This is a genomic window from Luteimonas sp. KH_071 (assembly GCF_057838005.1).
On sequence record NZ_CM174458.1, the window covers coordinates 3,465,057 to 3,490,518 of the forward strand.

Below are 25,462 nucleotides of genomic sequence, written 5' to 3' on the forward strand. Positions count from 1 at the left end.
GTCAGCGGGCCTGCAGCCGCTGGGCGATGGTCGCCCGCAGTGCGTCCAGATCCTTGGCGAACGCGGCGATGCCGTCACGCAACTTGTCGGTCGCCATCGGATCGGCGGCGAGATCGGCGGCGTAGCGCGCAGCATCGACCGGCGGCGCGATCTCGCCCGCGTGGGCGCCTGCATGCAGCTTGCGCGGCAGCTCGCCATGCTCGGCAGCGAGCTTGTCCAGCAGGTCCGGCGAGATCGTCAGACGGTCGCAACCGGCCAGGGCTTCAATCTGTTCGGTCGAACGGAACGAGGCGCCCATGACCACGGTCGGCGAACCGCGACGCTTGAACTCGGCATAGACGTCACGCACGAAGCGCACGCCCGGATCGTCGTCGATGGTCGCCGGCGTGTCGCCGCGCGCGACGTGCCAGTCGAGGATGCGCCCGACGAACGGCGAGATCAGGAACACGCCGGCTTCGGCGCAGGCGATCGCCTGGGTGCGGTTGAAGATCAGCGTCAGGTTGCAGTCGATGTCCTCGCGCTGCAGTTCGCATGCCGCGCGGATGCCTTCCCAGGTCGCCGCGATCTTGATCAGCACGCGCTCGCGCGACACGCCGGCGTCCTGGTACATCTCGATGAACTGGCGCGCCTTGGCGATCGTGGCCTCGGTATCGAACGACAGGTCGGCGTCGACCTCGGTCGACACGCGGCCCGGCACCAGGCCGGCGAGCTTGCGGCCGACCCCGACCGTCAGGCGATCGACGACATGGCGTGCACGGGTGTCGATGTCGCCGTCCAGATCCCGGGCACGCTCGAGCTCGCGATCGACCAGATCGGCATAGATCGGCAGATCCAGCGCCTTGCGCACCAGCGTCGGGTTGGTCGTGCAGTCGACCGGCTTCAGGCGCGCGATGGCCTCGGCGTCACCGGTATCGGCGACGACCACGGAGAGCGCGCGCAGCTGCTCGAGTTTGGACGCGGATGATGCAGCGGACATGGACACCTCAGGGTTCGGGACACGTGCCGCGCTTCAGGCGGGCCCGTCATTGTCGCGCCCGGCGTCGTCGAGGGCCACCCTGACGGTATCGGAGTGCTCGCCGAGCCCCGGCGCGGCGAACGGCGCCGGCCCCGGCGTACGGCCGAAGCGGATCGGCCGCGAGACGCCGCGATAGCTGCCCAGGCGCGGGTGATCGATGGTCGCGACGATCTCCTCGGCCAGCACCTGCGGGTGTTCGAACATGTCCTCGACCGCGCGCGCGGCCGCGCAGGGCACCGCGTCACCGAAACGCGCTTCCCAGTCCAGCGCGTCGCGCGTGGCCAGCGCCGCATGCAGCTGCGGCAGGATCTCGTCGGCATGCACGGCGCGCTTGCGCACGCTGTCGTAGCGCGGATCGGCGGCCAGCGCGTCGAGGCCGGTCAGCGCGCAGAGCGCCTGCCAGAAGCGCGGCGTGTTCGCCGAGACATACAGCCAGCCCTCGCGCGTGGGATGCAGGCCGGTGACGCCGCCCGAGCGCATGTCGCGGCCGATGTCGAGCGCCTCGCCCTCGGCCCAGACCATGCGCGCGGACTGCATGGTCAGCGCGCTGCGCAGCAGCGACACGCCGACGAACTGGCCTTCGCCGCTGCGCTCGCGCTCGAACAGCGCCGAGGAGACGCCGGCGGCGAGCAATGCGGCCGCGTAGTAGTCGACCACCGAGCCGTAGATGATTTCCGGCGCGCCACCGCGTTTGCCCTGCAAGGTGCACATGCCCGTCATGGTCTGCAGCACCTGGTCGTAGCCGGCCTTGTCCTTCAGCGGACCGGTCTCGCCATAGCCGGTAACCGCGCAGTAGATCAGCCGCGGATTCAGTGCCGACAACGTGGGGAAATCGATCGCCAGCCGCTCCGGCACGCCGGGGCGGAAGTTGTGCACCAGTACGTCGGCCTCGCGCACCAAGCGATACAGCACGGCCCGGTCGTCGTCGTTCTTCAGGTTTAGGGTGACACCGCGCTTGCTGCGGTTCACGCCGATGAAGGCGCGGCTTTCGTCGGCGAGCGTGGACGGATAGTTGCGCAGGTTGTCGCCGTCAGGCGGCTCGACCTTGATCACGTCGGCGCCTTGATCGGCGAGCAGCGCGCAGCCGTAGGGGCCGGCGATGTACGCGCTGAGATCGAGCACGCGCACGCCGCTCAGCGGACCCGGCGGCCCGCTGCGACCACTGTCGAAAATGGAACCCGTCATGTCGTCCGACATCCTTTCGTGGCTGCGGCGGTGCCCGCGCGCAGTCTGCGCAAGCCCGGCACCGCAACCCATCCGTCCTGTCTATGTTCTCGCGCCACAGAAACTTGCTTGCGCACGGCCATCATCTCAAAGCGCTCCGCAATCTCCGCTGTCCGCGCCGTCACCGGTCGGCGCCAGACCCAGCCAGGTCAGCCGCCAGATGCGGTCGGCACGCGCGCCGAGGCCGTAGTACGGCGCGAAATCGATCGGCGCACGATCGTCAAGATGCAGGCGCAGGCCAACGGCCGGGTCATCGCCCTGCGGCGGCAGCGTCTCCAGACGGATCTGCGCATCGTCGCCGGGCAAACGCACGATCTCCGACGTCTTGTAGCCGTCGACCAGTCCGGTCGCATACGCCAGCGGGCCACGCCCGAACGCGATCCAGGCGTAATGCAGCACCTGCTGGCGCACCGGGCTGCCGTCGGGCGCGCGCGAGATCTGGACGTTGCGGTAGCTGCGGCGGTGCACACGCGGCGGCATCGGCAGATCCAGCATCACCACGTCGCCGTTGCGCCAGGTGCGCGCGAGGCTGGCGTACTCACCTGCCACGAGCGCCACGTCGAGCGGCGTGCCATTGATCGACAGTGAGGCGCCCTGCGCCCAAGCCGGAATCCGGATGCGCAGCGCAAGGTGTGCTTCGCGCTCCACATCCAGCGTGAATTGCACGGCGCCATCAAATGGATAGCGCGTGTCCTGCACGATGCGCACGCGACCGGCATCAATGCGGTCGAACGTCGCCTCGCCCGGGCCGAGCAGGTTCACCACCGGGCCGTCGTCGCGCTCGGCGTAGGCCACGCCCTGCAGCTCCTCGATCGCCATCGCGCCGCTGGATTTGCAGCAGCGCCAGTAGTTCGTGTGGATGCGCTGGCCGTTGTCGTAGGAGTAGTAGCACCAGTCCTCGCCGTTGGGCGCTTGCGCGCCGAGCAGATCGTTGTAGGCGGTGCGTTCGATCGCCTCGGCGTGACGCGCGTCACCGGTGATCGCCAGCAGTTCGCGGTTGAGTTGCAGCCACGCGAGGATCGAGCAGGTTTCCACGTACGCCTGCGGGTCGAACACGAACGCCGGATTGAACACTTCGCGCGACCGGTGTCCGATGCCGCCGAAAGGTCCGCCGCCGAGACTCAGGTGATGGTCGGCGATCGCCTGCCACTGCGCGTCGAGCACCGCGCGATGGCGCGGATCGCCACTGACGCGCGCGAGCTTCGCCAGGCCGACGAGGTTCCAGCACAGCTGGTAAGCCTTGCCGGTCGCGATCTCCGACGGATCGGCGCCGTCGAGCGCGCGTTCGATCAGCGCGAGACGCGGATTGGCGTCCATCTGTTCGACGATGCGATGCGCCAACGCGAGCAGATCCGCATCACCCGTCAGCGCGTACAGGTCCATCACCGGATCGAGCAGCACCGTCGCCGACATGCCGTGGTGGTTGCCGACACTGGTGATGTCGATGCCGTCGACGCAGAACGTACGCCAGCACAGCCCACCGATCCGCCGCGCCGCATCGAGCGCGCCGGAGTCAGGAAACGCGCGATGCACGTCCAGCAGGCCGAGCAGCAGATAGCTGTGCGTCCAGACGTCCCAGGTCCGCAGCGCCGGCTCGCCGTTCCAGCTTTCGGGCTTCGGCGGCTGCGGCACCATGAACCGCCGGTCCGGCGCATAGGTCCCGAGATAGCCGTCGGCGTCCTGCACGGCATTGAGGTACGACACCACCGCGCGCAGATGTGCTTCCAGCGCCGGGTCGCCACTGCGCGCCGCCGCCTTCGCCGCCGCCGAGAGCCACTTGCCGGCGTGTTCGCCGTACCAGTCGCCTTCGTCGTTGTGCGCGCGATGCGTGGGATCGAAGATCGCGATGGCCGGACTGTCAGGACCGGTGACGAAGGTCGACAGTCGTCCGCGACGGTTGGCATCGAGCGCATCGCCCAGCAGACCTCGAAGCCGCACCTGCGAGGGCGCGGGTGCGCGCTGCACATCGCCTGGATACGTCGGCGTCTGATCACTCATCGCGCGTCCCCGCCGGCATCCACCACGCACCGGAAACCGATCGTGCCCGAGCGGTCCTTGCACGGCGCCATGAGCAGGTACTTGCCGTGCTGGTCGAGGCGATAGGCCTGCGGGAAGTACCAGTGCGAGGTCTGCGGCTGGTAGCTGCTGCCGCCGCGCAGGATCGCGGCGCGCGTGTGGTCGTCGGCGAATTCGTCGGTCCACTGCCAGACGTTGCCGATCAGATCTTCGACGCCGAAGGGCGATGCGCCCTGCGGATGTGCGTCGACATCGGCCGGCGGCTGCAGGCGGCGTCCGCGGTTGATCCGCGGCGCACAGCTGTCGTGCCAGTCGTCGCCCCAGGGATAGCGGCGGCCGTCGTGACCCTGCGCGGCGAGCTGCCATTCCCATTCGCGCGGCAGGCGCTTGCCGGCCCACGCGGCGTAGGCGCGGGCGTCTTCCAGCGACGCCCAGGTCACCGGCTTGCGGTCCCAGCCGGCGCGTGGTGCGCCGTTCGCCCAGTGCCGCAGGAAGTTGTGCGCGTCGCGCGGTGCATAGCCGCTCGCATCGATGAACCGCTTGAACTGCGCGTTGGTGACCGGATGACGATCGATGTGGAACGCCGCCAGATCCATGCGCCGCCGGTGATGGCGACGCGGGCTGTCTTCCCACGGGTACTGCACGTCGACGCCGGACCAGTTGAAGCCTTCGATCTCGATACCGCCGACCTGGAACAGGAAGCTGCCGGCCGGCACGGTGACCATGCCTTCGGGGGCATCGGCCTGCGGCGGCGTCGGTGCCACGTCGACCAGCGTCTGCGGCAGTGCGCGCCAGCTCGCCGAGTGCGCGCCAAGCGGCTTCACCGCCTGCGCGGCAATCGTTGCGAGAAAGCCGTCGAGACCATCGACCGTCGCGCCGGCATCGACCGCGAGCACCGCACCGAACCCGCGCGCTTCCAGCGCAAGCTCGAACAGTGCCTGGCCATCGACGATGCGCGGCGACAACGCACGGCCATTCCAGACGTCGTAATAGTGCGTACCGTCCACATGCGGCTGCGCGAGCTGCTCGCCATCGACGGCGTACGCATTGCGATTGACCAGCGTCCACAGCGTGCGGCCGGCACCGGGGAAGCAGCTGATGAAAACGCCGCGCTGCAGGCTGGTCTGGTACGGCGCCCAGTCCATCGACACGACGAGATCGGGGCAGGCGCGATAGATCATGGCGATGCGGCGCAGCACTTCGGCATCGCGCGGGGTGAACTGGTTCCAGATGCCCCAGATGTTTTCCCAGGCGTTGTAGCCGATGCCGTTGAAGAAGCAGTACTGCAGATCGTGGGTGCGGTCGCGGCCCCAGCGGTTCTCGTAGTTCACCATGTGCCGCGGCTCGAGCCACTTCCACTTCGACACCGGCGGCACCGGTCCATCGGGCGCCTTCTTGCCCCAGCTCTGCACATTCCAGATCAACTGCTCTTCCGAGCTGATCGTCGACTCGGGCTGCAGCACCACGGTGCGTCCCAGACGCTGGCAGGCATCGAAGAACGCGCGCGGCACGCCGTTGAAGGTGTCGCCGTTGATCCCGTCCGCGCCGACCGCTGCGACGATTTCGGCGAGGCCTTCCCAGTGGCTGACACCCGGGTCGCGCGTACCGTGATCCCAAGGCTTGGCCGGCAGGAACACACGCACGCCGCGCGCCTGGAAAGCCTGCACGGCTTCGCGCAGTCCATCGAGACCGCCGGGCATGTCGTGGGCGAGATCGAACTGGTTGCGATCGTCGACGCCGATGTTCGGATACACGTACCAGATCAGCACCGAGTCGATGCCGCCGAAGCGCGTGACCAGATCGTCGAGATAGCGGTCGACGGTATAGGTGCCGGTGTCGGGATCGAAGAAGTAGCGATCCTCGACCATCATCTGCGCGTGCACGAAATTGCGCTGCGCCCACTGCAGGTCGGGATGCCGGTAGTTCGCGTCGTCGTAGCCGATGCGCACCAGATGCTCGCGACGCCAGTCGCGCAGCTCGGCCAGCCAGTCCTGTGCGCTGTCGTTGGCATCGATCATCCAGTCGCCGATGTCGGCGAACGGCCAGCCGGGCGCCTTGCCTGGCGTGGGCAGATAGCGCCCGGTGGTGACGTGCGAAAACTTGTATTCGGTGCGGCGCGGCGCGGGGCCGTAATCGGCGTCGACGGGCCTGCCGTCATCGGGCTGGTCCTCGTCGAGCGTGCGGTAGGGGGACGGACTCATGGGGGAGATCTCGAAGAGGAACGGATCAGGCGGCCGACGACGCACACCGCGCGGCGAGTGCATCGAGGCCTGCGCTGTCGGCATCGCCACGCAGCAGCGCGTCGACATCGGCGCGTGCAGGCACGCTCGACTGCGCACCGAGCGCGGTGCAGGCGAGCGCCGAGGCGGCCGAGGCTGCACGCAGACCGGCCACCAGCGCCTCGCCGCGGGCGAGCGCCGCCACGAGCACGCCACAGAAGGTATCGCCCGCAGCGGTGGTGTCCACCGCTGCGACCGGGAATGCGGGCTGCAGATGCAGAGCCGTGCCCTCGCGGGCGATGCAGCCGGCTGCGCCGAGGGTGACGACGACGGCCGGCACCGGCACGCGTTTCAGGGCGCTGATCAGATCGTCGGCCTCGTGGGCGATCATCGCCAGCTCGCCCTCGTTGACGATCAGCACATCGACCTGACGCAGCAGCGCATCGGGCAACGCGCGCGCGGGCGCGGCGTTGAGCACCACGCGCACGCCGGCGTCCCGCGCACGGGTGGCCCAGGCGGTGACCGCTTCGATCGGGGTTTCCAGCTGCATCAGCAAGGTGTCGACACCGCCGAGATCGGGCAGATCGTCCGCGACCAGTGCCGCGTTGGCGCCCGGCGCGACGGTGATCGCGTTCTCCGCGCCATCGGACAGACAGATGAAGGCAACACCGGTCGCGTGCGTGGCCTGCCGGCGGATGTCGAGTGCGACACCTGCCTCGCGCAGCGAGGCTTCGACCGGTGCTGCGTGTGCGTCATCGCCGAGGGCGAGCAGCATCCGCGTGTCCGCACCGCCCGCACGCGCAGCCGCGACCGCCTGGTTGGCGCCCTTGCCGCCGGGGAAGGTCTGGAACCCGCGACCGAGCACGGTTTCGCCGGGTGCGGGGATATGCGCGGCGCGCACGACGAAATCGAGATTCGCCGAGCCGGCGACGAGGACACAGCCTGCGCTCATGGTGCAGCGCCCTGCTGGACGAGGTTGTAGAACGGCGTCGCCAGCCGCGGCGGATCGCCGGGCACGTCGCGCGGCAGATGCTGTGCGAGCAGGATCGCGACGAGGTCGCGCGTCGGATCGATCATGAAGGTCGTCGACGCCGCGCCCGACCAGCCGGCCTGCCCCGCCGCGCCCAGACGCCCGCGCGCGGCAGGATCGAGCTGCACCGAGACGCCGAAGCCGAAGCCCTCGAATGGACTGAAGCTCGTATGCGGCGCGTCCAGAAAGCCGAGCTGGTTGCGCAGCATCATCGCGACGGTGTCCTCGCGCAGATACCGCGTGCCGTCGAGCATGCCGCGCCCGAGCAGCATGCGCGCAAAACGCAGATAGTCCGCCGCGGTCGAGTACAGCCCGCCCGCGCCGCTGGTGTAGGGATTGAGCGCCGCGCCGGGCGTCGTCGCACTCGGCCCGTCGGCGATCCGCAGGTGGCCGTCGTCACCGGTCGTGGTGATGTCGACCACGCGGGCGCGCTGGTCCGCGGGCACCGAGAATCCGGTATCGGGCATGCCCAGCGGCACGAACAGCTGCCTACGCAGGAACGCTTCCAGCGGTTCCCCGGCGGCCACCTCGACCAGCCGCGACAGGACGTTCGTCGCGGCGCCGTCGTAGGCGAATGCGGTAGCCGGATCGTGCTGCAGCGGCACGGCGGCGAGGCGCTGCACGTACACCTCCAGATCCCGGGCATCATCCAGACCCGCCGCTTCGCGCAGACGCAATGCCGCGCCCTCGCTGTTGGCGATGCCGGAGGTATGGGTGAGCAGATGGCGGATCGTCAGCGCACGCGTCGGTGCGCGCAGCTCGCCAGTCTCGCCGAGCACGCGCAGCCGCCCGAATGCCGGCAGATGCATCGCGATGTCGTCGTCGAGCCCGACGCGTCCGCGCTCGACCAGCATCAGCACGGCGACCGAGACGATCGGTTTGGTCATCGAGTAGACGCGGAAGATCGCGTCGTCGGTCATCGGAGCGGTGCCGGCGAGATCGCGTGTGCCTGCCGTGTGTACATGCAGCGGCTGGCGGTCCTGCCACACGGTCGCCACGATGCCGGTGTAGCCGCCGGTACCGACGGCGTCGTCGATGAAGACATCGAGTGCCTGCCAGCGCGCTGCAGGCGTACCCGTCGCGGCCGGCTCGACGGCATGCGTCGACATCGCCGGCGCCAGCCACGCACAGGCAAGCAGCATGATCACCGGCAGGCGCACACGCAGCCGCTGTCCGTCACCGTTCGCGCGACACGGTCGCGTCCTGTCTGCTGCATGCACCTGCATCTCCCGCATCCCGCACGCAGGCCCCGCACGATGCGGGGCCATCTCAGCCGATCGCATGGATCAGAACGTGATCGTGTGCGTCAGCGACACCATCCGCCCGCGGCCGGCCCAGTAGTTCTGGAAGCCCGGCACCTGCGACCAGCTGAGGATGTACTGCTTGTCGAGCAGATTCTCGATACCGACCGTCAGCTTGCCGTAGCGGCCGGTGTCGACATTCACGCCCAGATCGAACAGCGTATAGCCTTCGGTGTTCTCGACGTAACTGAAGCTGCGGTTGTCGAACGTGCGCACATCGCTGCCGGACAGGTCGCGATCGAGCAGTGTGGTCGCACCCAGCGTGATGTCGGCCGTCGGGATGAAGTTCCAGGTGACCGACACGGCGATCTTGTCCGGATTGACGTCGAGCACGCCGAGCGGCTTCGTCAGTTCACCCGCGTCGTAGTCGCCATTGGGCGCCGACGACCAGAACGCGGTCTTGCCGCGGATCCGCGAGTAGATGCCCGACACCTTCCACTGGTCGTTGAAGCGGAATTCGCCGTTAGCCTCGAGGCCCTTGATGCGCACCGGCGCACGCGCCAGCACGAAGTCGTTGGTGACCGGATCGATCGACAGCGAGGTGCCGAACGGCGAGCGCGAGTCGTAGTAGGACGCACCGAAGGACGCATCGGCACCCGCCCAGTTGAAGCCCACTTCGCGGTTGGTGACGATGATCGGATCGAGATCGGCGATGCGGTCGACCGACTGGTTCGGCACGCTGATGTTGCGCAGCGGAATGCCGATGTTCGCCAGACCGAAGCCCTCTCCGTAGCTGACGAACGTCGAGAATTCATCGGTGATGCGCCAGATCGCACCGATGTTCTTCATCGTCTCGGAGTACTCGAGGCCGCCGCCCTGCACGAACACGCTGTTGCGGAACGGCGTGGTGGTGTAGCTGTCGACGTCGAGCTTGCCGTCCTCGTGACGCACACCGCCGCTGACCGTCACCGGACCGACATCCCAGCTCAGCTGGGCATACGGCGCGAGGCTCGAATACTGCATCGGCGGCACCCACAGGCGGTTGGTGATCGCGAGCCGCTGCGCGGCTTCGTCCTCGACCAGATCCACGCCCGTGCGCAACTGCAGGCCTTCGACCGAGAGCAGGTCGCCGCGTGTCCACGAGGTGCGCAGGCCGCGCTTCTTCGACACGATCTCGGACTGGTCGTAGATGCGGTCTGCTTCGTTGAAGTTGTCGTCCACCTTGACCAGCTGACGGTCGTCGCCGTCCTCGGGCAGGTAGCGCATCGCCTGGTCGGCCCAGTAGATGTCGGCGTTGAACGTGCCGCCGAACAGATCGCCATGGCTATAGTTCACGGCGGCCTGGCGGAAATCGTTGATCTCGGCCAGTGCGCCGGCGATCGAACCGCGCTCCGAGGTATTGGTGGTCGGCTCCGGACACTCGACGGGATCCGGGCGGCAGCCTTCGACCTGGATGTAGTTCGCCTTGCCTTCGATCTTGAAGTCGCTGTAGCTGAACTGCAGACGCTGTTCGAGGCCTTCGCCGAAGTTCCAGCCGCCCTTGAAGTACAGGTTGCGCGCTTCGGAATCCGACACCGAGCCGCTGGTGTTCATGCCGATGCGGCGGCCGTTGCCGTCATAGGAAATACCGCGATCGATGTACGACGCGCTGGCCAGCATGTCGAAGGCATCGCCCTTGTAGGCATGGTTGACGCCGACCTTCCAGCCCCTGCTGTCGGTACCGAACTGCGTGGAGTAACGCGTGGTCAGCTGGGTCTCGTGGCCTTCGACCGTCGGCACCTTGGAGATGTAGTTGATGATGCCGCCCGCGGCGCCGATGCCTTCCGATGCCGACGGTCCATTGATGACCTCGATGCGGCCGACCAGACCCATGTCCGTGAACGTGCCGTTGCGTCCGCCCTCGCGCAGCGGCGAGCCCTGCGGGATGCCGTCGAACAGGCGCAGTGCGATGCGACCGCGCAATGTCTCACCGGTGTTGCTCATCGCCTGCGAGGATTCGGCGTAGCCAGGCACGGTGCGTGCCAGCACGGCGGTCGCGTCTTCGGTCAACGCTAGTGTGTGCGCAACCTGCTCCTGCGACACGAGACTGATGGCACCGGGAATCTTGTCGATCGACGTCGCCATGCGCGTGCCGGTCACAACCATGCGGTCGAGCGTCTTGGCATCACGACGGGCACTGTCGTCGGTGTCGCTGTCGGCCTGCTGCGCGTGTCCGGCGCCGGCGGCGGCCAGCAGGATGCAACCGATCGCAGCGGAAAGCGGCTTGATCATGGTGTGTTCTCTTCAGGCTGGGCAATGCATGGGCCCCCGATGACGGGGTGCGGACGGCCGGTGTACGTGGCGCTGCGATGGCGCGTGCGTGCGGCGGAACGGGTTCGCATGGAACGACGCCTCCCCACGCGCGTTTCCGGTACGTTGCGGCGAAGGTTAGGTGCGCACACGGCGCGGATGAACCGCCTGCGCCTATGTTCAAACGACAGTTTTTATTGCCTGCGATCGCACAAAATGTTTGCTGCTATGCAGCATCGATCACTCGCGCAACGCGGCTTCGTCGACATGGCGACGCGCGGTTGCACGGCACTCCTCGCGCAGCGCCGCCACCAGGCGACTGCGCACGCTGGCATTCGACCAGACGATGCCGATGCGACGTGGCTCGGCGTGTTCCGGCAAGGGGATCCGCGCGAGCCGCACGCCCGCCGGCCAAGGCTGCGCCCAGTCGGGCACCAGCGATACGCCGAGTCCCCGATCGACCATCACGGCGATCGCATTGAGCGCATTGAGTTCGAAGCGCTCGCGCGGCGTGATGCCGACGCGGCGCAGGTAGTCGTCAGCCTGACGGCCGCCCCACTGGTGGCGGTCGTAACGGATCAGCGGTTCGCTGGACAGCAGCTCGTGGGGGTCGCGATGCGCCATGTGCTGCGGCGCCAGCACCACCAGCGGCTCCTCGCGCAGCACTTCCCAGTTGCAGGTCTTGGGCAGTGCGAACGGCGCCTGCAGCACGATCGCCGCATCGAGATTGCCCTGCTCCACTTCGGTGTAGAGCTCGGCCGAATAGCCGGGTTTGATGAAGACGTTGATCTGCGGCAGCGTGGTGACCATGCGCGCGAGCACGTCGGGCAGCATCCCGGCGAGCGCAGTCGGACATGCGCCGAGCCGCAGCTCGCCTGCGACCGCGCGATCATTCGCGACGCTCCGCAGATCGGATACGTCACGCAGCAGGTCACGCGTGCGTTGCAGGATGCGCGCGCCCTCCTCGGTCACGCAGACCGTGCGCCCGGCGCGTGCGATCAGGCTGACGCCCAGTTCGCGTTCCAAGGTCCGGATCTGTTGCGCAACCGCGGCCGGCGTGATGTTGAGGAAACGGGCCGCGGCGGCCATCGACCCGCGGTCGACGACGTTGACGAAGGTGTAGAGGAACTGGGTGTCCAAGATTCGTCTCCGTGCGGACGGCACGCGCTCCTTCGCGTGACCTGGCGCTGCGCGCGGGGCCGTCGACAGACGGCCGTGGACCGGGCGTGGCGCGACAGTAGCCCGGCCCGCGACGCGGCGCCCCTGCCGGACGGCAGGGGTCCGGCGATCAGGCGGTGTCGAGCGCCGGCTTGCGGTCGTGGATCGTCAGGCCTTCGAGCGAGCGTGAGGGCGCGGGGAACAGCAGGCTGGCGAGGTAACCGATCACGATGCACAACATGATCGAGATGCCGAGGTAGAAGTACGGATGCACCAGCTTGAACGACCACGCCAGCGTGGTCAGCACGATCGCCGATGCCACGCCGATCGCCACGCCCTGCGAGTTCGCGCGCCGGGTGAACATGCCCAGCGTGTACGCGCCGGCGAAGCCGCCGCCCAGCAGCCCGGCCAGTTCGATCGAGACGTCGAACAGCGAGTGGATGTCGAAGCGCGACAGCAGCAGCGCCAGGCCGATGCCGATCACGCCGACCACGACCGTCATCCACTCGGCGAAGCGCACGCTGCCGCGCTCGGTCGGCGCCCTGGCCAGGCGATCGTAGAAATCCACCGACAGCAGCGTGGCGCAGCTGTTGATGATGCTCGACAGGGTCGACATCGCCGCGGCGAAGATGCCGGCGATGATCAGGCCGGTCACGCCGACCGGCAGCTCGGCCGCGATGAAGAGCGGGAACGTCGCATCGATCGGCAGCAGCGGGTCGAGGCGCTCCGGATTCTGCCGGTAGTACATCCAGAGCGCTGTGCCGATGGAATAGAACACGAAGCCGCCGGGAATCATGATCGCGGCGAACACCCAGATCGATCGGCCGGCCTCCTTGTCCGATTTGGTCGACAGCGTGCGCTGCATCAGCACCTGGTCCTTGGGAAAGGTCAGCACCACGTCGAACACCACCAGGAAGATGAAGCCCCAGACCGTGGCCTTGGTCAGGTCGAAACTGAAATCGAGCAGCCTGGTCTTGTCTTCCAGCACCACGGCCTCGCGGACCGCGTCGAAATCGCTGCCCAGCGAATGCACGATGAAGATGATCGCGAAGATCGCGCCGCCCATCTTCACGAAGACCTGCACGAAGTCGGTCCAGACCACGGCGCGCATGCCGCCCATCACCGTGTAGATGATGGTGAACACGCCCATGATGAGAATGCTCCAGGTCACGTCGATGCCGGTGATCGTCGCGATTGCCAGCGCGGGCAGGAACAGGATCACGCTGAGGCGGCTGCCGATCTGCATCAGGATCGCGAGTGCGCTGGCGAGCATGCGGATCGCAGGGTGGAAGCGTGTTTCCAGATACGAGAACACCGACATCAGATCGAGTCGGCGCAACAGCGGCACGATCCACACCGCGACGAACATCAGGCCCAGCACCGCGACCAGGTTGTTGGTCATGTATTGCCAGTTCGTCTCGTAGGCCTTGGCGGGAATCGCGATGAAGCTGATCGAGCTGGTGTTGGTCGCATACAAGCTGACGCCGGCGGCCCAGAACGGAATGCTGCGGCCGCCCATGAAGAACTCGGCTTCCGATCCGTTCTGCTCGCGCAGATAGAAGTAACCGCCGATGCCGAGCATCGCGACCAGATAGACGGCAATGACCAGCCAGTCGATCCAGTGCAACAGATGCCGTCCTGAGCGCAGGGTTTCGCTGTGCAGACGCATCTGCGCGCCGTCGCCATCAGCCCACACGAGGCCGTTGCGCCAACCGGAGGCCAGGCGCGGATTCCCCGCGAGCGTTGTCGGCAGCGATGCCCACGCGTCGGTGATGGTGTGGAACAGCCGCAGGTCCGCCGCAGCGCCCGGCGTGCCGCGCACGAGATACAGGATGTGCGCCTGGCCAATGGACCTGGCGACACCTGCCTGCACTGCGCCGGGTAGCTGACCGCGATCGCTCCAGCCGCCGTCGGCGACCCAACGATGCATACGACCGTCGGCGCTGGTCAGGTACAGGCCCGCGCGTTGTGCGGCCAGCGTGACTGGCGCGGCGCCACCCGGCCACACGTCCATCGTGCGCCAGGTCGCGGGAGTCGACGACGCCGTCAGGGCGAGCGTCACGAGTCGCGCGCTGCCGTCGGCGGCGAGCCCGGCCACGTAGAGCGTATCGCCCAGCAGCACAGCCTGCGGCTGCTGCAGGGGTTCGGGCAATGCGGCCAGCGGCTGCGCGACCAGCGCGTCGCCACGCCATGCCAATGCGACGGGCCGCGCGAGACGTCCGTCGGCGCCGACCATCAGGAATGCACGGCCAGCGCCGACGGCGCTCGACATGATCGGCGTTCCAACAAGTGCGTCGGGCATCGCCACCGTGCGCCACGCGCTGCCGTCCCGCGCCAGGACCCAGGCGCGATCCGCGGCGAGCACCAGGGGCTGGTCGTCGAGCACCAGCAGTGCCTGCACGTTCGCGGCCTCCGGCAACGCGGGCAGCGCATGGGCATCGACACTGGTCAGGCCGTCGGCCTGGGCGGCCAGTGGCGCGAGCAGCGACAGGCACAGCAGCGTCGCGGTCTGCAGCAGACGACGCAGTAACGGATTCGGCATACGCGTGATTCCGATGTCGGGCGCGCGCTCGCAGCGGGCGGTCAGGGCGCGAACACTCATGGCGGTGAAGCGCCGCCGCCGCGCGCATCGCGACCGGCCTGCGCCAGCACGCGTTCGGCACGTTGCAGGTAGGGCGCATCGATCATGCGACCGTCGACGACGCAGACCGCGCGTCCCTCGCGGCGTGCTTCGGCGGCGCCTTCGACGATGCGATGCGCGCGGGCGAGCTCATCGGCATCGACCGCAAAGACCGCATGCGCCAGCGGCACCTGGCGTGGATGGATGCAGCTCTTTCCGACGAAGCCCAACTGACGAGCAAGCTGCGCCTCGCGCTCGAAGCCGACATCGTCGCCGAGATCCCCCCAGGCCCCATCGCAGGCAAAGACACCGGCTTCGGCGGCAGCCAGCGCGACCTGCAGCATCACCACCTGCACGTGCGCCGCCACGCGGTGGATACCCGCGGGTTCGAACAGGTCGCCGAGCCCCAGCTGCAGACCGGCCACGCGCGGATGTGCGCTGGCGATCGCCGCTGCGTTGCGCAGCGCGCGCGGGGTTTCGATGTTGAGCAGCAGACCGGCCGACGGCGCGAGGCCGAGTGCGGCTTCCTGCGCTTCGATCCGCGCGACCGCAGCGCGCACGTCGTCGGCGCTGTTGGTCTTGGGCAGATTGAGCAGATCGGGCGCGGCCGGCAGTACGGCGGCGAGGTCGCCGTCGTATTCGGGCGAGTCCGGCGCATTGGTACGCACGATCGCCAACGGCGCGCCCGCGCCGCGCATCTGCGCCTGCAGGAATGCGGCGACGTTGGCGCGCGCTTCCGCCTTGCGCGCGTCGGCGACGGCGTCCTCGAGATCGAACGAGACCGCGTCGGCCTGACCGTTCCAGGCCTTGCCGAACAGGTCCGGGCGCACGCCCGGCACGAACAGTTTGCTGCGCATCGGCCCTCCCGAGTTGCGAAAAGCAGTGTGCGCGAAGGACACCGCGGAAAAAGTCGCCGCTGCGGGTTTCAGACGATAGTTTTCCTGCGGTGTCGGCCGGCCTTGCGTGGGCGAACCGCACCTAAGCAAGCGAACCCTGCACAGTCCGCGCCTGGCGCGGCTGGAGCGGCGCCCTGCTTGCCCACGGCGCTAGCATGATCGTCTCCCTGTACCGAGACATTGCCGATGCGCGCGCCCCGTCTGCCTGTTGCCACGCTTCTGGCGACCGCCCTTGCCTGTGCCGCGCTGCCGGCCTTTGCGGCACCAGAGGTGTCCACTGCACTGACGCAGAAGCTCGTCGACTGGCGACGCGATCTGCACCAGCACCCCGAACTCGGCAACCAGGAGACGCGCACCGCCGAGGTGGTGGCGACCCACCTGCGCAGCCTCGGTCTCGAACCGCGCACCGGCATCGGCCCGACCGGCGTCGTCGCCGTGCTCAAGGGCGGCAGGCCAGGGCCGCGCATCGCGCTGCGCGCCGACATGGACGCGCTGCCCGTCACCGAACAGACCGGCCTGCCCTTCGCCTCGACCGCGCGTGCGACCTATCGCGGGCAGGAAGTCGGCGTGATGCACGCCTGCGGCCACGACATGCATGTCGCGATCCTGATGGGCGTGGCCGAAGCGCTGGCCGGCATGCGCGAGCAGCTTGCCGGCGAAGTGGTCTTCATTTTCCAGCCGGCCGAGGAAGGCCCGCCGGAGCCGGGCGAGGTGTTCGGCGCGAGGCGCATGCTCGACGAAGGCGTATTCGACGAGGCGAAACCGGACGCGATTGTCGGCCTGCATGTCTGGGCGGGCCTGCAGACCGGACAGATCGGCTTCCGCAGCGGGCCGTCGCTGGCGAGCGCGGACGAGTGGTCGCTGACGATCACCGGCAAGCAGACGCATGGGTCCCGGCCCTGGGATGGCGTCGATCCGATCACCGTCGGCGCGCAGGTGCTGCTGGCGACGCAGAGCATGCTCGCGCGGCAGATCAACACGGTGAACGCACCGGTGGTGCTGACCGCCGGCCAGTTCCAGAGTGGCGTGCGCTTCAACATCATTCCCGACGATGCGCGCCTGGTCGGCACCCTGCGCACCTATGACGAGACCGTGCGCGAGGACGTCATCACGCGCTTCGACCGCATCGCCACCGACTACGCACACGCCGCCGGCGCGACCGCGCAGCTCGATGTCGTCAACAACGCGCCGGCCACGGTCAACGATCCCGAGCTCGCGCGCCGCGTGCTGCCGTCGCTGCAGGCCGCCGTGGGCGCGGGCAACGTTGTCGAGATGCCGCTGGTGACCGTGGCCGAGGATTTCTCGCAGTTCGCCAATGTCGTGCCCGGCGCGTATTTCTTCGTCGGCACCACGCCCGCGGGCCGGGATCCGGCGACGATGCCGATCAACCACTCGCCGCAGTACGCGCCCGACGAGGCCGCGCTGGCCGTCGGCGTGCGCGCGATGCTGCAGACCACGCTGGACCTGCTGGGCGCTGCACCGGAAGGCTGAGCAGGCGCCCGATCAGGTTCCATGCAGGCGCCGCAAAGGGCGTGGAACCGGCGGGAAACCCCTCGCGACGCGTCCTGCGCCGGGTTTTGCGTGATCCCCCCGTCATGCGTCACCCCGCCGAAGCGGTTACCCTATGCGGCTCCTTTGCCAGACCCGGCGGCCAGCCCATGCTCTTCAAGAACGTCGCCATCGCCGGCCTCGCCCATGTCGATGCGCCGAACCGTGTGACCAGCGACGACATCAATGCAAGGCTGAAGCCGACCATCGACCGCCTCGGCATCAAGACCGACGTGCTCAAGGACATCGCAGGCATCCATGCCCGTCGCCTGTGGGACGACGAGGTCCAGGCCTCTGACGCCGCGACGATGGCCGGCCGCAAGGCGCTGGACGATGCCGGCATCGACGTCGGGAAGCTGGGCCTGCTGGTGAATACCTCGGTGAGCCGCGATTACCTCGAGCCGTCCACCGCCAGCATCGTCGGCGGCAACCTCGGGATTCCGGACACCTGCCAGAACTACGATCTGGCGAATGCCTGCCTCGCGTTCGTCAACGGCATGGATGTCGCCAGCCGCATGATCGAGCTGGGCGAGATCGACTACGCGCTGATCGTCGACGGCGAGACCGCGAACCTCGCCTACGAAAAGACCATCGAACGTCTGCTGCGCCCGGAGACGACCGAAGACGATTTCCGCAATGAGCTGGCCACGCTGACCCTGGGCTGCGGCTCGGCGGCGATGGTGCTCGCACGCGCCGACCTGCTGCCCGACGCCCCGCGCTACAAGGGCGGCGTGACGCGCTCGGCGACCGAGTGGAACACCCTGTGCCGCGGCAACCTCGACCGTATGGTCACCGACACCCGCATGCTGCTGATGGAAGGCATGAAGCTCGCGCAGAAGACCTTCGTCGCCGCGCGCGAGGCGATGGGCTGGGTGGTCGACGAGCTGGACCAGTTCGTGATCCACCAGGTGAGCAAGGTGCACACCGGCGCCTTCATCCAGTCCTTCGGCATCGATCCGGCCAAGGTCCACACCATCTTCGGCGAGCACGGCAACATCGGCCCGGCCTCGGTGCCGATCGTGCTGAGCAAGCTCAAGGAACTGGGCCGCCTGAAGAAGGGCGACCGCATCGCGCTGCTGGGCATCGGCTCGGGCCTGAACTGCACGATGGCCGAGGTGGAGTGGTAGAACCGCGACTGCCCCGTGACCCTTGAACCAGGCCGGCTTGTCCGGCCTTTTTCATGGCTGATGGACAGCGGCGTGTGAAATCCTGGACGGTGTTGCCGCATCCGGAATGGACGCAAAAGCTTCTCAACACCTTTCATGTCGATTTTGTTCTGTTGTTTCGACGCGCGGCCGAGCTCATGTCGATCCTGTCGGCATGAATGATCTGGCTGAAGCGTCAGGCATTCACGAGAAAAGCGCCCGAAGGCGCTTTTCTCGTATCCGGAAACCAGGCGAAGCAGCGACTAGTCCGCGTTCGCCACGTTCACCGTGCCGATCATCGACTGCAGATCGCGCTCCAGCTTGTTGATCCGCTCCGACAGCTGCGTCGCCTCCTGCGGGCTGACGTGCACCAGGCCCTCGAGCAGTTCCGAGAGCTGCAACAGGCGCGTCTTCTGCTCGCGGACATCCAGACGCACGCGCCGGGCCCGCATGTCGCCGAGCTCGGCATGCAGCGCACCGCGCCGATAGCGCTCGCGCAGCATTACGTGCAGGCGACCGGCGACGCGGTGGTCGGCATCGCTCCACGGCGCCGCGCTGCCGCGGACGGTTTCGTGCCAGGCGGAGAAGCTCGCGCGCGGGCCGATCTTGCTGCCGTCGTGGTCGATGAGGAACGGCTCGTCCGGACGTCCGGCCCAGCGCACTTCCTCGACCTGCTCGCAGCGGAAGAAGAACAGCCACTCGTCACGCGCCAGATCCAGCGGCAGCGCGAGCACCCCGGCGATACCGTCGGCATCGTCCGGACTGCTGGGATTCCAGTCGGCGGCCCGCTGGGTGCTGACAGCGCCAGTGCCGGTACTGGCACGGCGCAGCCAGTCGAGCAGCACCGGCAGACGCGTCTGGTCCGGGGCGCGGCCGGCGCTGTACCAGTGCCCCGCCTGCACGAGGCCGACACCGTCACTCTCGACCGCGCGGTTGAGCAGATCCAGCTCGCCCTGCAGCGCAAACCGCGGATCGGCGGCATTGTCCAAACGCAGTGCGAGGGTGTCGCGGGCGCTGCGCGCACGATCTTCGAGCAGCACGGCGTCCTGCTGCTCGCGCGATGCGATGCGCATCGACACGAACAGACCGAACATGTCGGCAGCTGCGCGCACACCTGGCGGCACCCGCCGGGGCGTGCGGTGATGACAGGCGATCAGGCCCCACAGACGTCCGCCCGACACGATCGAAATCGACATCGACGCCACCACGCCCATGTTGGCGAGGTATTCCAGGTGCACCGGCGATACGCTGCGCAGCGCCATCTGGGCGAGGTCGAGCGGTCCGCCGTGACTGTCGCGATCCGGCAGGATCGGCACCGGCACATAGGTCGCATCCGGAATCACGCGGATGCGGTTGCGCAGGTAGAGCATGCGCGCCTGCACCGGGATGTCGGACTGGGGATAGCGCAGGCCCAGGTACGCCGGCAACGCCGCGTCGCGGGACTCGGCCACCACTTCGCCGGAGTCGTCGTGGCGGAAGCGGTAGACCATCACGCGGTCATAGCCGGTCAGCAGACGGACCTGCTCGGCGACGCGCTGGTTGAAGTCGTCGATATCGTCGCTGCCGGCGACCCGCGCGATCATCGTCTGCGCGACCACGGTGGGCGAGCGTTCGCCAGCACTGCGCGGCTGTGGCTCGACTTCGATGTGCACCAGCCCGTCAGCCACATGCACGCTGAGATCGCACAGGTTGGCCATCGGCCCGATGTTGCCCACCGCGGCGCGCTGCGGCGGTGCACCAGGCTCGCCGAAGCCGATCGTCTCGGCGATCGACTGGATCAGATCGTCGGTCAGGAACTCGCGCAGCGAATGCCGCAGCATGTCCTCCGGCGGTGAGCCGGTCAGCGTTTCGACGTTGGCCGAGACGTGGCGGATGGTCCAGTCGGGCAGCTGGCAGCTGATGAGGTAGCCGTGGGGCTGGATCGCGCCCGACAGGTGGATCGGTTCGTTGGCGCAGTCCTGCAGTGCGCGTTCAAGCGCTGGATTCATGCAACAGGCTCCTTTCGGGGGGCGGGCAACGCATCGAAGCTCCGCTGGAAACACGACTGGACCAGCAGGAACGCATCACGGGCGCCCTGCACCAAATGTGCGCGCGGCAGTTCGACATGCGTCGAACGCGCGGTCAGGCGATCGAGCACATTGCGCCAGGTGTCGCCACCGGCATGCCTGGCGAGAAACCGCGCGCCCGCGTGTTCGTGATGACCGAGTGCGTGCACGCCGCGCACCAGGTGACGCGCGCCCACGCTGCTGCCGGCCATCACGTATTCCCAGCCCAGGCGTTCGTCGGGCTCGATGGCGAACCCGCGCACACCCGTGGGCGGCAGCGGCGCCAGCGCCAGATCGTGCAGATCGCAGGCGAGCCAGTAAGAGGCACGCGGCACCGCGCCGATCACGGTTTCGAAATCGGCGGCGAAGCGGTGCATGCCGACCAGATAACGCCCATAGGCGAGCGGTGAGCCGAGTCCATCGGGGAAACAGCCATCGACGCGTGCATGCAGATCCGCGGTTTCCGCACGCAGGACGTGACGCAGATCCTGCGGGTCCGGAGCGCGACTGCGTAGTTGCGTATTCATATTTCCAGCATACGCCGATGGATTTTTGGCGACCGTCTTTCGCCGCACATAAGCCGTTTCGCTTCAGCACTGTGAAGGCGACGTTTCACGTTTTCTGGCGGCTGCCGGTACGCCGCTTACAATGCGACGCATTCATCGCAACCACCGGTACGTACCGTCGTGCAGTTTCCTGACTACCCATTCAGCGGCCATCATTTCGAAGCGCGGCCTGGCGTGCGGATGCATTATCTCGACGAGGGTCCGCGCGAAGGTGAGATCGTGCTGATGCTGCACGGCAATCCGTCGTGGAGCTATTACTGGCGACATCTGGTTCTGGGCCTGCGCGACCGTTACCGCTGCATCGTGCCCGACCACATCGGCATGGGCTTCTCCGACAAGCCCGACGATGCGCCCAACGCGTCACCGCGCTACGACTACACCCTGTCGTCGCGCGTGGAGGACATCGGCGCGCTGCTCGCGCACCTGGGAATCGATGGCCCGGTGACGCTGGCGGTGCACGACTGGGGCGGCATGATCGGCTTCGGCTGGGCGCTCGAACATATGCCGCAAGTCAAGCGACTGGTGATCACCAACACCGCTGCATTTCCGTTGCCGAGCAACAAGCCGATGCCGTGGCAGATCGCGCTCGGCCGCGACTACACGGTGGGCGAGTGGATCATTCGCGGCTTCAATGCGTTCTCTGCAGGTGCCTCGTGGCAAGGCGTCGAGACGCGCATGCCGGCCGACGTGCGCCGCGCCTATGTCGCGCCCTACGACACCTGGGCCAACCGCATCAGCACCGTGCGTTTCATGCAGGACATCCCGCTCGGCCCGAAGGACCGCGCGTGGCCGTTGCTCGAAGCGGCCGGCGAGCGCCTGCCCGGGTACGCGGACCGGCCCGCCTTCATCGGCTGGGGCCTCAAGGACTTCGTGTTCGACCACCACTTCCTCGCCGGCTTCCGCGCGGCATTGCCGCAGGCCGAAGTCATGGCGTTCGAGGATGCGGGCCATTACGTGCTCGAAGACAAGCACGCGGTGCTGGTGCCCGCGATCCGCACGTTCCTGGACGCGAATCCGATCTGAGACCCAGCGGGTCTCGCGGTGTGCGCCTGCAGACTATGCAGATGCCACGCGCGTGTCCGCGGGATGGGGCGCGGGCAGCGGAATCCATCGCTTCTGCAAGAACGCACGCCTGGAGCGCGCAGCGCCGATGCGCGAATCAGACGACGGGAACGTCCGTATGTGCAGCTGGCGTGCCACCCGATGATGCCGTCGGCGCGATCGCATCGACCAGCACCACGTCGATCGCAGGCCGCCAGTCCACCGCACTCAGCACCGGCAAGCCGTGTGCGACGCGCGCGCGATCACACTGCGGACTGGCCTCGCCGGATTCCCACGACGCCTGCACATCGCGACAGGCCTGCGGCCGGACCGCATGGATCGTGCAGCGCGAAAAAATGCCGATCTCGGCATCGAGCGCCACGCAGCGCGGCTTCGATTGCCAGGTGCCGCGCATCACGACCTGATGCGGACCGCACGTCTCGGTGAGCGCATGCGGCACGATCCCACCGGACGCATCGGTGTCCATCCAGTGCATGGAGACCCGGTACTGGCTGCAGCAGGCCCCACAACTCATACACGGATGGCGCATGGGACGACCCCGGGGATCGCGGATACAGACAAGGAGCGCGGAGTCTTCTCGTCAACCGTGCCGCACGCAAGTGCCACGGCGTGCGTCTTCAGCAATCCGGTGGCGTCACGACACGCGTGCCGCACCGGCGCGGGATCAGATGTCGGCAGTCGGCCGCCGGATCGCCACGTAACGCGCCTGCATTTCGGTGGCGGTGCCGCCATCGGGCAATGCGATGCGCGCGGTGAGCGCGACACGTGCGCGTCCCCGATCACGCAGCGTGCGCGCGAACGTCGACCAGTCGCCGGCCTCGTCGAGCGTGGCTTCGGCTTCGAGATCGCCAAGCAGCGGCGCGCGATAGCGGACCGTGGAATCGGCCACGTAGACCTCGGCATCGAGACCGGCCTGTTCCACGCGCAGGGTCACCAGACCCCAGGCCGCGAGCGTCATTACCGAGACCAGACTGCCGCCGAATGCGGAGCCCTTGTCGTTGACGTGCGAGGACAGCGGCGCGTGCAGGCGCAGGGAATCGCCGTCGTAACCGGCGACGGACACGTCCATTGCTGCGACGGGCGGCATCGACCCGTAATAAGCCTCGAGGGCGCGGAGCGAATCATCGAGCGTCATGCGGAATCCTGTGGGGGTGCGGTCGTCCGGCTTGCGCCGCAACACCGCAGCCACCAAGCTTGGCGCATGCATGCCGCGCCGGCTTTCCCGCATCTGGCGGGATACTACGTCATCTCGCTACGGCCGGCCGGTGCACATTCAGGCCTGCGCCGCGAAGCTGCACGCCTGGGCGCGCGGACATTCGCGCTGTCGCCGTGGCGCATCGTGCATCGCGACGACACAGCCACCCGCGCGACGCTGCGGCACGCGCTCGCAGCCGATATCGTGATTTTCACCAGCCCGCCCGCGGTCACGGCCGCCTCTGCGCTGCAGCCTCTGGCTGCGCGAGACGCGCAGTCATGGCTCGCGGTCGGTGCGGGCACTGCAGCCGCGCTCGAACGTGCCGGCATCGTCGGCGTTCGTGCACCCATGCGCATGGACAGCGAGGGGCTGCTGGCGCTGCCTGAGCTGGCGGCACTGCAAGGACGCAGCGTCGGTCTGGTCACTGCGCCGGGCGGGCGCGGGGTAATCGCCCAGACGCTGCGCAGCGCGGGCGCGGATCTGCGCCGCAGCGATGTGTATGCGCGCGTGCCGACGCCGCCCTCGCCATCGCGCATCGCAGGTTTGATGGCGTTGCCGGCGCCCTGGCTGCTGCCGGTAAGCAGCGGCGAGGCTCTGCAGCGCACCCTGGCATCGCTGCCCCCGCAAGCGGAGGCCCGCCTGCGCGAGGCGCGAGTGCTGGCCGCGAGCGCGCGAATCGCCGAACTCGCGCGGGGGGCCGGCTTCACGCGGATCGAGCAGGCCAAGGATGCGCGTCCCGCGTCACTGCTGGCGGCCGCCCTGCCGGACGGTTCGGCCAGCTGAATGGATGGACGGACCCGCGACGGGACCGTCACGACAGCCTCTGGCACCGTAGCGCCCTGTCCCCCGCGCCATCCGGAAATTCGCCATGTCCCTGCTCCGTGCCCTGCTGGTCTGGACCGTCATCGCCCTCCTCGGTGCGCTGGCCGCACAACTGTTCATGTCGGGGGATCCCGGCTATGTGCTGGTTCGACGTGGCGGCGTGGATTACACGACGACGGTCATCAACGCGATCGCGATGCTGCTCGGCGCGATGGTCGTGGTCTGGCTGGTGATCACGCTGATCCTGCTGCCGTTTCGCAGCTGGGGCCGCTACCGCGAGACCAAGGCGCAGAGCCGCATTGGCGAGGGCCTCGATGCCCTGCATCAGGGCCATTACAGCCGCGCCGAGAAGCTGCTGGCGCAGTCCGCCGACGAGAACCCGCACTACGAACCCGCCGCGCGCATTGCCGCGACCCAGGCGGCGATCGGGCGTGGCGACGGCGCCGGCGCCCGTGCGCATCTCGACAGGTTCGGTGACCGCCATCCGGCCACGCGTGCGATCGCGCTGGCGGAACTCGCACTGCTCGACGAGCGCCCGATCGACGCATTGACCGCACTCGACACGCCCGCCGCGCAGCCGCTGCCACCGCGTGGTCTGGCGCTGCGCGCCGATGCGTGGGCGATGACGGGTCACGCCGCCGAGGCCTACGGCCTGCTCGGTGCACTGCGCCGCCAGAACGCCCTGCCCGAAGCGCAGCTCGAGTTGCGCGAGATCCGCTGGGCCGCCGCTTCGCTGCACGAAGCGGCCGATGCCAACGTGCTCGCCGAGCGCTGGGAAGCGCTGCCCAAGCACATCCGTACCGAAACGCCGGTGGTGCTGGCTTACGCCGACCGCGCGGTCGCGCTGGGCTGGCACGATGCCGCGCTCAAGAGTCTGGAAACCTCGCTCGATGCGCACTGGGACGAGCGCGTCGCCGCGCGCTATGCATCACTGGAAGTCGGCGACCCTGCGCACCGCCAGTCACGCATGGAGCGCTGGCTCAACGCACATCCGTCGAGCCCGGGCGTGATGCTCGGCCTCGCCCGCCTGCACCACATGCAGCGCGACTGGCCGAATGCCCGCGACTACCTGCAGCGCGCGATCGACCAGGGCGCAGGCAGTGACGCCTGGGTGCAGATGGGCGACGGCTATGCCGCCGACGGCGACGATCGCAATGCACGGCTGTGCTATGCCAACGCATTGCGCGCTGCGCGCAACGAACCGGTGATTGCACTTGCACCGCCGCCGATGGCGCCGCGCGTCGATCTGATCGAACCCGAGACGCGCGACGCGCAGGGCCTGCCGTATGTGCACGGCGATGCACCGCCGCGTTCGACGGACCGGTTCTGATTCAGGAAGTTTTCCGGCAATCGCTGCAGGAACGAGCGCGC

General features: G+C 68.1%; 20 protein-coding genes. 6 read left to right on the forward strand and 14 right to left on the reverse strand.

What is annotated here, in order from left to right; translation table 11 throughout:
• Position 1: 1 nt before the first annotated feature.
• From AC3IRM_RS15960 to AC3IRM_RS16005, 10 genes are all read right to left on the reverse strand, one after another.
• The gene (locus AC3IRM_RS15960) at positions 2–976 is read right to left on the reverse strand and encodes a transaldolase (RefSeq protein WP_489204067.1); all 975 of its coding nucleotides are present in this window, start codon (positions 974–976) and stop codon (positions 2–4) included.
• A gap of 33 nt (positions 977–1,009) precedes the next feature.
• Positions 1,010–2,200 (reverse strand): CaiB/BaiF CoA transferase family protein, encoded by a 1,191-nt coding sequence (locus AC3IRM_RS15965; protein WP_489204068.1) that lies wholly within the window; start codon positions 2,198–2,200, stop codon positions 1,010–1,012.
• A gap of 126 nt (positions 2,201–2,326) precedes the next feature.
• A complete protein-coding gene (locus tag AC3IRM_RS15970; protein ID WP_489204069.1) occupies positions 2,327–4,237 on the reverse strand; it encodes a glycoside hydrolase family 127 protein in 1,911 nt (636 codons plus the stop codon).
• Positions 4,234–6,456, reverse strand: a complete 2,223-nt coding sequence (locus AC3IRM_RS15975) for a formylglycine-generating enzyme family protein (RefSeq protein WP_489204070.1) — start codon at positions 6,454–6,456, stop codon at positions 4,234–4,236. The genes AC3IRM_RS15970 and AC3IRM_RS15975 overlap by 4 nt, the downstream gene beginning before the upstream one ends.
• Before the next feature lie 25 nt (positions 6,457–6,481).
• Entirely contained in the window at positions 6,482–7,426 is a 945-nt protein-coding gene (locus tag AC3IRM_RS15980; protein ID WP_489204071.1) for a ribokinase, read from the reverse strand.
• The gene (locus AC3IRM_RS15985) at positions 7,423–8,646 is read right to left on the reverse strand and encodes a serine hydrolase domain-containing protein (RefSeq protein ID WP_489204072.1); all 1,224 of its coding nucleotides are present in this window, start codon (positions 8,644–8,646) and stop codon (positions 7,423–7,425) included. The genes AC3IRM_RS15980 and AC3IRM_RS15985 overlap by 4 nt, the downstream gene beginning before the upstream one ends.
• Positions 8,647–8,790: 144 nt before the next feature.
• A complete protein-coding gene (locus AC3IRM_RS15990; protein ID WP_489204073.1) occupies positions 8,791–11,016 on the reverse strand; it encodes a TonB-dependent receptor in 2,226 nt (741 codons plus the stop codon).
• A 258-nt stretch (positions 11,017–11,274) separates the two neighbouring features.
• Positions 11,275–12,174, reverse strand: coding sequence for a LysR family transcriptional regulator (locus AC3IRM_RS15995; protein ID WP_489204074.1), 900 nt, complete (start codon positions 12,172–12,174; stop codon positions 11,275–11,277).
• A gap of 148 nt (positions 12,175–12,322) precedes the next feature.
• The gene (locus AC3IRM_RS16000; RefSeq protein ID WP_489204075.1) at positions 12,323–14,734 is read right to left on the reverse strand and encodes a sodium:solute symporter; all 2,412 of its coding nucleotides are present in this window, start codon (positions 14,732–14,734) and stop codon (positions 12,323–12,325) included.
• A gap of 56 nt (positions 14,735–14,790) precedes the next feature.
• On the reverse strand, positions 14,791–15,669 hold the full coding sequence (locus AC3IRM_RS16005) for an HpcH/HpaI aldolase/citrate lyase family protein (protein ID WP_489204076.1): 879 nt from the start codon (positions 15,667–15,669) through the stop codon (positions 14,791–14,793).
• 225 nt (positions 15,670–15,894) lie between these two features.
• Here AC3IRM_RS16005 and AC3IRM_RS16010 point away from each other — a divergent pair, with 225 nt between their 5' ends.
• The 3 genes from AC3IRM_RS16010 to AC3IRM_RS16020 all read left to right on the forward strand — a co-directional run bounded on the left by AC3IRM_RS16010 (position 15,895) and on the right by AC3IRM_RS16020 (position 18,580).
• On the forward strand, positions 15,895–17,199 hold the full coding sequence (locus tag AC3IRM_RS16010; protein WP_489204077.1) for an amidohydrolase: 1,305 nt from the start codon (positions 15,895–15,897) through the stop codon (positions 17,197–17,199).
• Between the two features lie 167 nt (positions 17,200–17,366).
• Entirely contained in the window at positions 17,367–18,383 is a 1,017-nt protein-coding gene (locus AC3IRM_RS16015) for a 3-oxoacyl-ACP synthase III (protein ID WP_489204078.1), read from the forward strand.
• 53 nt (positions 18,384–18,436) lie between these two features.
• Positions 18,437–18,580, forward strand: a complete 144-nt coding sequence (locus tag AC3IRM_RS16020) for a hypothetical protein (protein WP_489204079.1) — start codon at positions 18,437–18,439, stop codon at positions 18,578–18,580.
• An 84-nt stretch (positions 18,581–18,664) separates the two neighbouring features.
• Here AC3IRM_RS16020 and AC3IRM_RS16025 read toward each other — a convergent pair whose 3' ends face one another.
• Together AC3IRM_RS16025 and AC3IRM_RS16030 are read right to left on the reverse strand one after the other, a co-directional pair.
• Positions 18,665–20,389 carry a GAF domain-containing protein gene (locus tag AC3IRM_RS16025; RefSeq protein ID WP_489204080.1) on the reverse strand — a complete coding sequence of 575 codons (1,725 nt, stop codon included), beginning with the start codon at positions 20,387–20,389 and terminating at the stop codon, positions 18,665–18,667.
• Positions 20,386–20,973, reverse strand: coding sequence for a biliverdin-producing heme oxygenase (locus tag AC3IRM_RS16030; RefSeq protein ID WP_489204081.1), 588 nt, complete (start codon positions 20,971–20,973; stop codon positions 20,386–20,388). Before AC3IRM_RS16030 ends, AC3IRM_RS16025 begins: the two co-directional genes overlap by 4 nt.
• A 159-nt stretch (positions 20,974–21,132) precedes the next feature.
• Here AC3IRM_RS16030 and AC3IRM_RS16035 point away from each other — a divergent pair, with 159 nt between their 5' ends.
• Positions 21,133–22,035: an alpha/beta fold hydrolase gene (locus tag AC3IRM_RS16035; protein ID WP_489204082.1), complete on the forward strand. Its 903-nt coding sequence runs from the start codon at positions 21,133–21,135 to the stop codon at positions 22,033–22,035.
• A gap of 136 nt (positions 22,036–22,171) precedes the next feature.
• Here the strand turns inward: AC3IRM_RS16035 and AC3IRM_RS16040 are convergent, their stop codons facing one another.
• Both AC3IRM_RS16040 and AC3IRM_RS16045 read right to left on the reverse strand, forming a co-directional pair.
• Positions 22,172–22,603 carry a YkgJ family cysteine cluster protein gene (locus AC3IRM_RS16040; protein WP_489204083.1) on the reverse strand — a complete coding sequence of 144 codons (432 nt, stop codon included), beginning with the start codon at positions 22,601–22,603 and terminating at the stop codon, positions 22,172–22,174.
• 135 nt (positions 22,604–22,738) lie between these two features.
• Entirely contained in the window at positions 22,739–23,209 is a 471-nt protein-coding gene (locus AC3IRM_RS16045) for a YiiD C-terminal domain-containing protein (RefSeq protein WP_489204084.1), read from the reverse strand.
• 66 nt (positions 23,210–23,275) lie between these two features.
• Here AC3IRM_RS16045 and AC3IRM_RS16050 point away from each other — a divergent pair, with 66 nt between their 5' ends.
• Positions 23,276–24,052 (forward strand): uroporphyrinogen-III synthase, encoded by a 777-nt coding sequence (locus AC3IRM_RS16050; RefSeq protein WP_489204085.1) that lies wholly within the window; start codon positions 23,276–23,278, stop codon positions 24,050–24,052.
• A gap of 85 nt (positions 24,053–24,137) precedes the next feature.
• Positions 24,138–25,421, forward strand: coding sequence for a heme biosynthesis HemY N-terminal domain-containing protein (locus tag AC3IRM_RS16055; protein ID WP_489204086.1), 1,284 nt, complete (start codon positions 24,138–24,140; stop codon positions 25,419–25,421).
• Positions 25,422–25,462 lie beyond the last annotated feature (41 nt).

Bases quoted from the DNA above. Each gene is read 5' to 3' on its own strand.
- AC3IRM_RS16030 (WP_489204081.1), bottom strand. From the start codon at position 20,973: ATGAATACGCAACTACGCAGTCGCGCTCCGGACCCGCAGGATCTGCGT.
- AC3IRM_RS15975 (WP_489204070.1), bottom strand. From the start codon at position 6,456: ATGAGTCCGTCCCCCTACCGCACGCTCGACGAGGACCAGCCCGATGAC.
- AC3IRM_RS16010 (WP_489204077.1), top strand. From the start codon at position 15,895: ATGCGCGCGCCCCGTCTGCCTGTTGCCACGCTTCTGGCGACCGCCCTT.
- AC3IRM_RS16050 (WP_489204085.1), top strand. From the start codon at position 23,276: ATGCATGCCGCGCCGGCTTTCCCGCATCTGGCGGGATACTACGTCATC.
- AC3IRM_RS16015 (WP_489204078.1), top strand. From the start codon at position 17,367: ATGCTCTTCAAGAACGTCGCCATCGCCGGCCTCGCCCATGTCGATGCG.
- AC3IRM_RS15960 (WP_489204067.1), bottom strand. From the start codon at position 976: ATGTCCGCTGCATCATCCGCGTCCAAACTCGAGCAGCTGCGCGCGCTC.
- AC3IRM_RS15965 (WP_489204068.1), bottom strand. From the start codon at position 2,200: ATGACGGGTTCCATTTTCGACAGTGGTCGCAGCGGGCCGCCGGGTCCG.
- AC3IRM_RS15970 (WP_489204069.1), bottom strand. From the start codon at position 4,237: ATGAGTGATCAGACGCCGACGTATCCAGGCGATGTGCAGCGCGCACCC.
- AC3IRM_RS15980 (WP_489204071.1), bottom strand. From the start codon at position 7,426: ATGAGCGCAGGCTGTGTCCTCGTCGCCGGCTCGGCGAATCTCGATTTC.
- AC3IRM_RS16000 (WP_489204075.1), bottom strand. From the start codon at position 14,734: ATGCCGAATCCGTTACTGCGTCGTCTGCTGCAGACCGCGACGCTGCTG.
- AC3IRM_RS15985 (WP_489204072.1), bottom strand. From the start codon at position 8,646: ATGCTGCTTGCCTGTGCGTGGCTGGCGCCGGCGATGTCGACGCATGCC.
- AC3IRM_RS16025 (WP_489204080.1), bottom strand. From the start codon at position 20,389: ATGAATCCAGCGCTTGAACGCGCACTGCAGGACTGCGCCAACGAACCG.
- AC3IRM_RS16040 (WP_489204083.1), bottom strand. From the start codon at position 22,603: ATGCGCCATCCGTGTATGAGTTGTGGGGCCTGCTGCAGCCAGTACCGG.
- AC3IRM_RS16055 (WP_489204086.1), top strand. From the start codon at position 24,138: ATGTCCCTGCTCCGTGCCCTGCTGGTCTGGACCGTCATCGCCCTCCTC.
- AC3IRM_RS16045 (WP_489204084.1), bottom strand. From the start codon at position 23,209: ATGACGCTCGATGATTCGCTCCGCGCCCTCGAGGCTTATTACGGGTCG.
- AC3IRM_RS16005 (WP_489204076.1), bottom strand. From the start codon at position 15,669: ATGCGCAGCAAACTGTTCGTGCCGGGCGTGCGCCCGGACCTGTTCGGC.
- AC3IRM_RS15990 (WP_489204073.1), bottom strand. From the start codon at position 11,016: ATGATCAAGCCGCTTTCCGCTGCGATCGGTTGCATCCTGCTGGCCGCC.
- AC3IRM_RS16020 (WP_489204079.1), top strand. From the start codon at position 18,437: ATGGCTGATGGACAGCGGCGTGTGAAATCCTGGACGGTGTTGCCGCAT.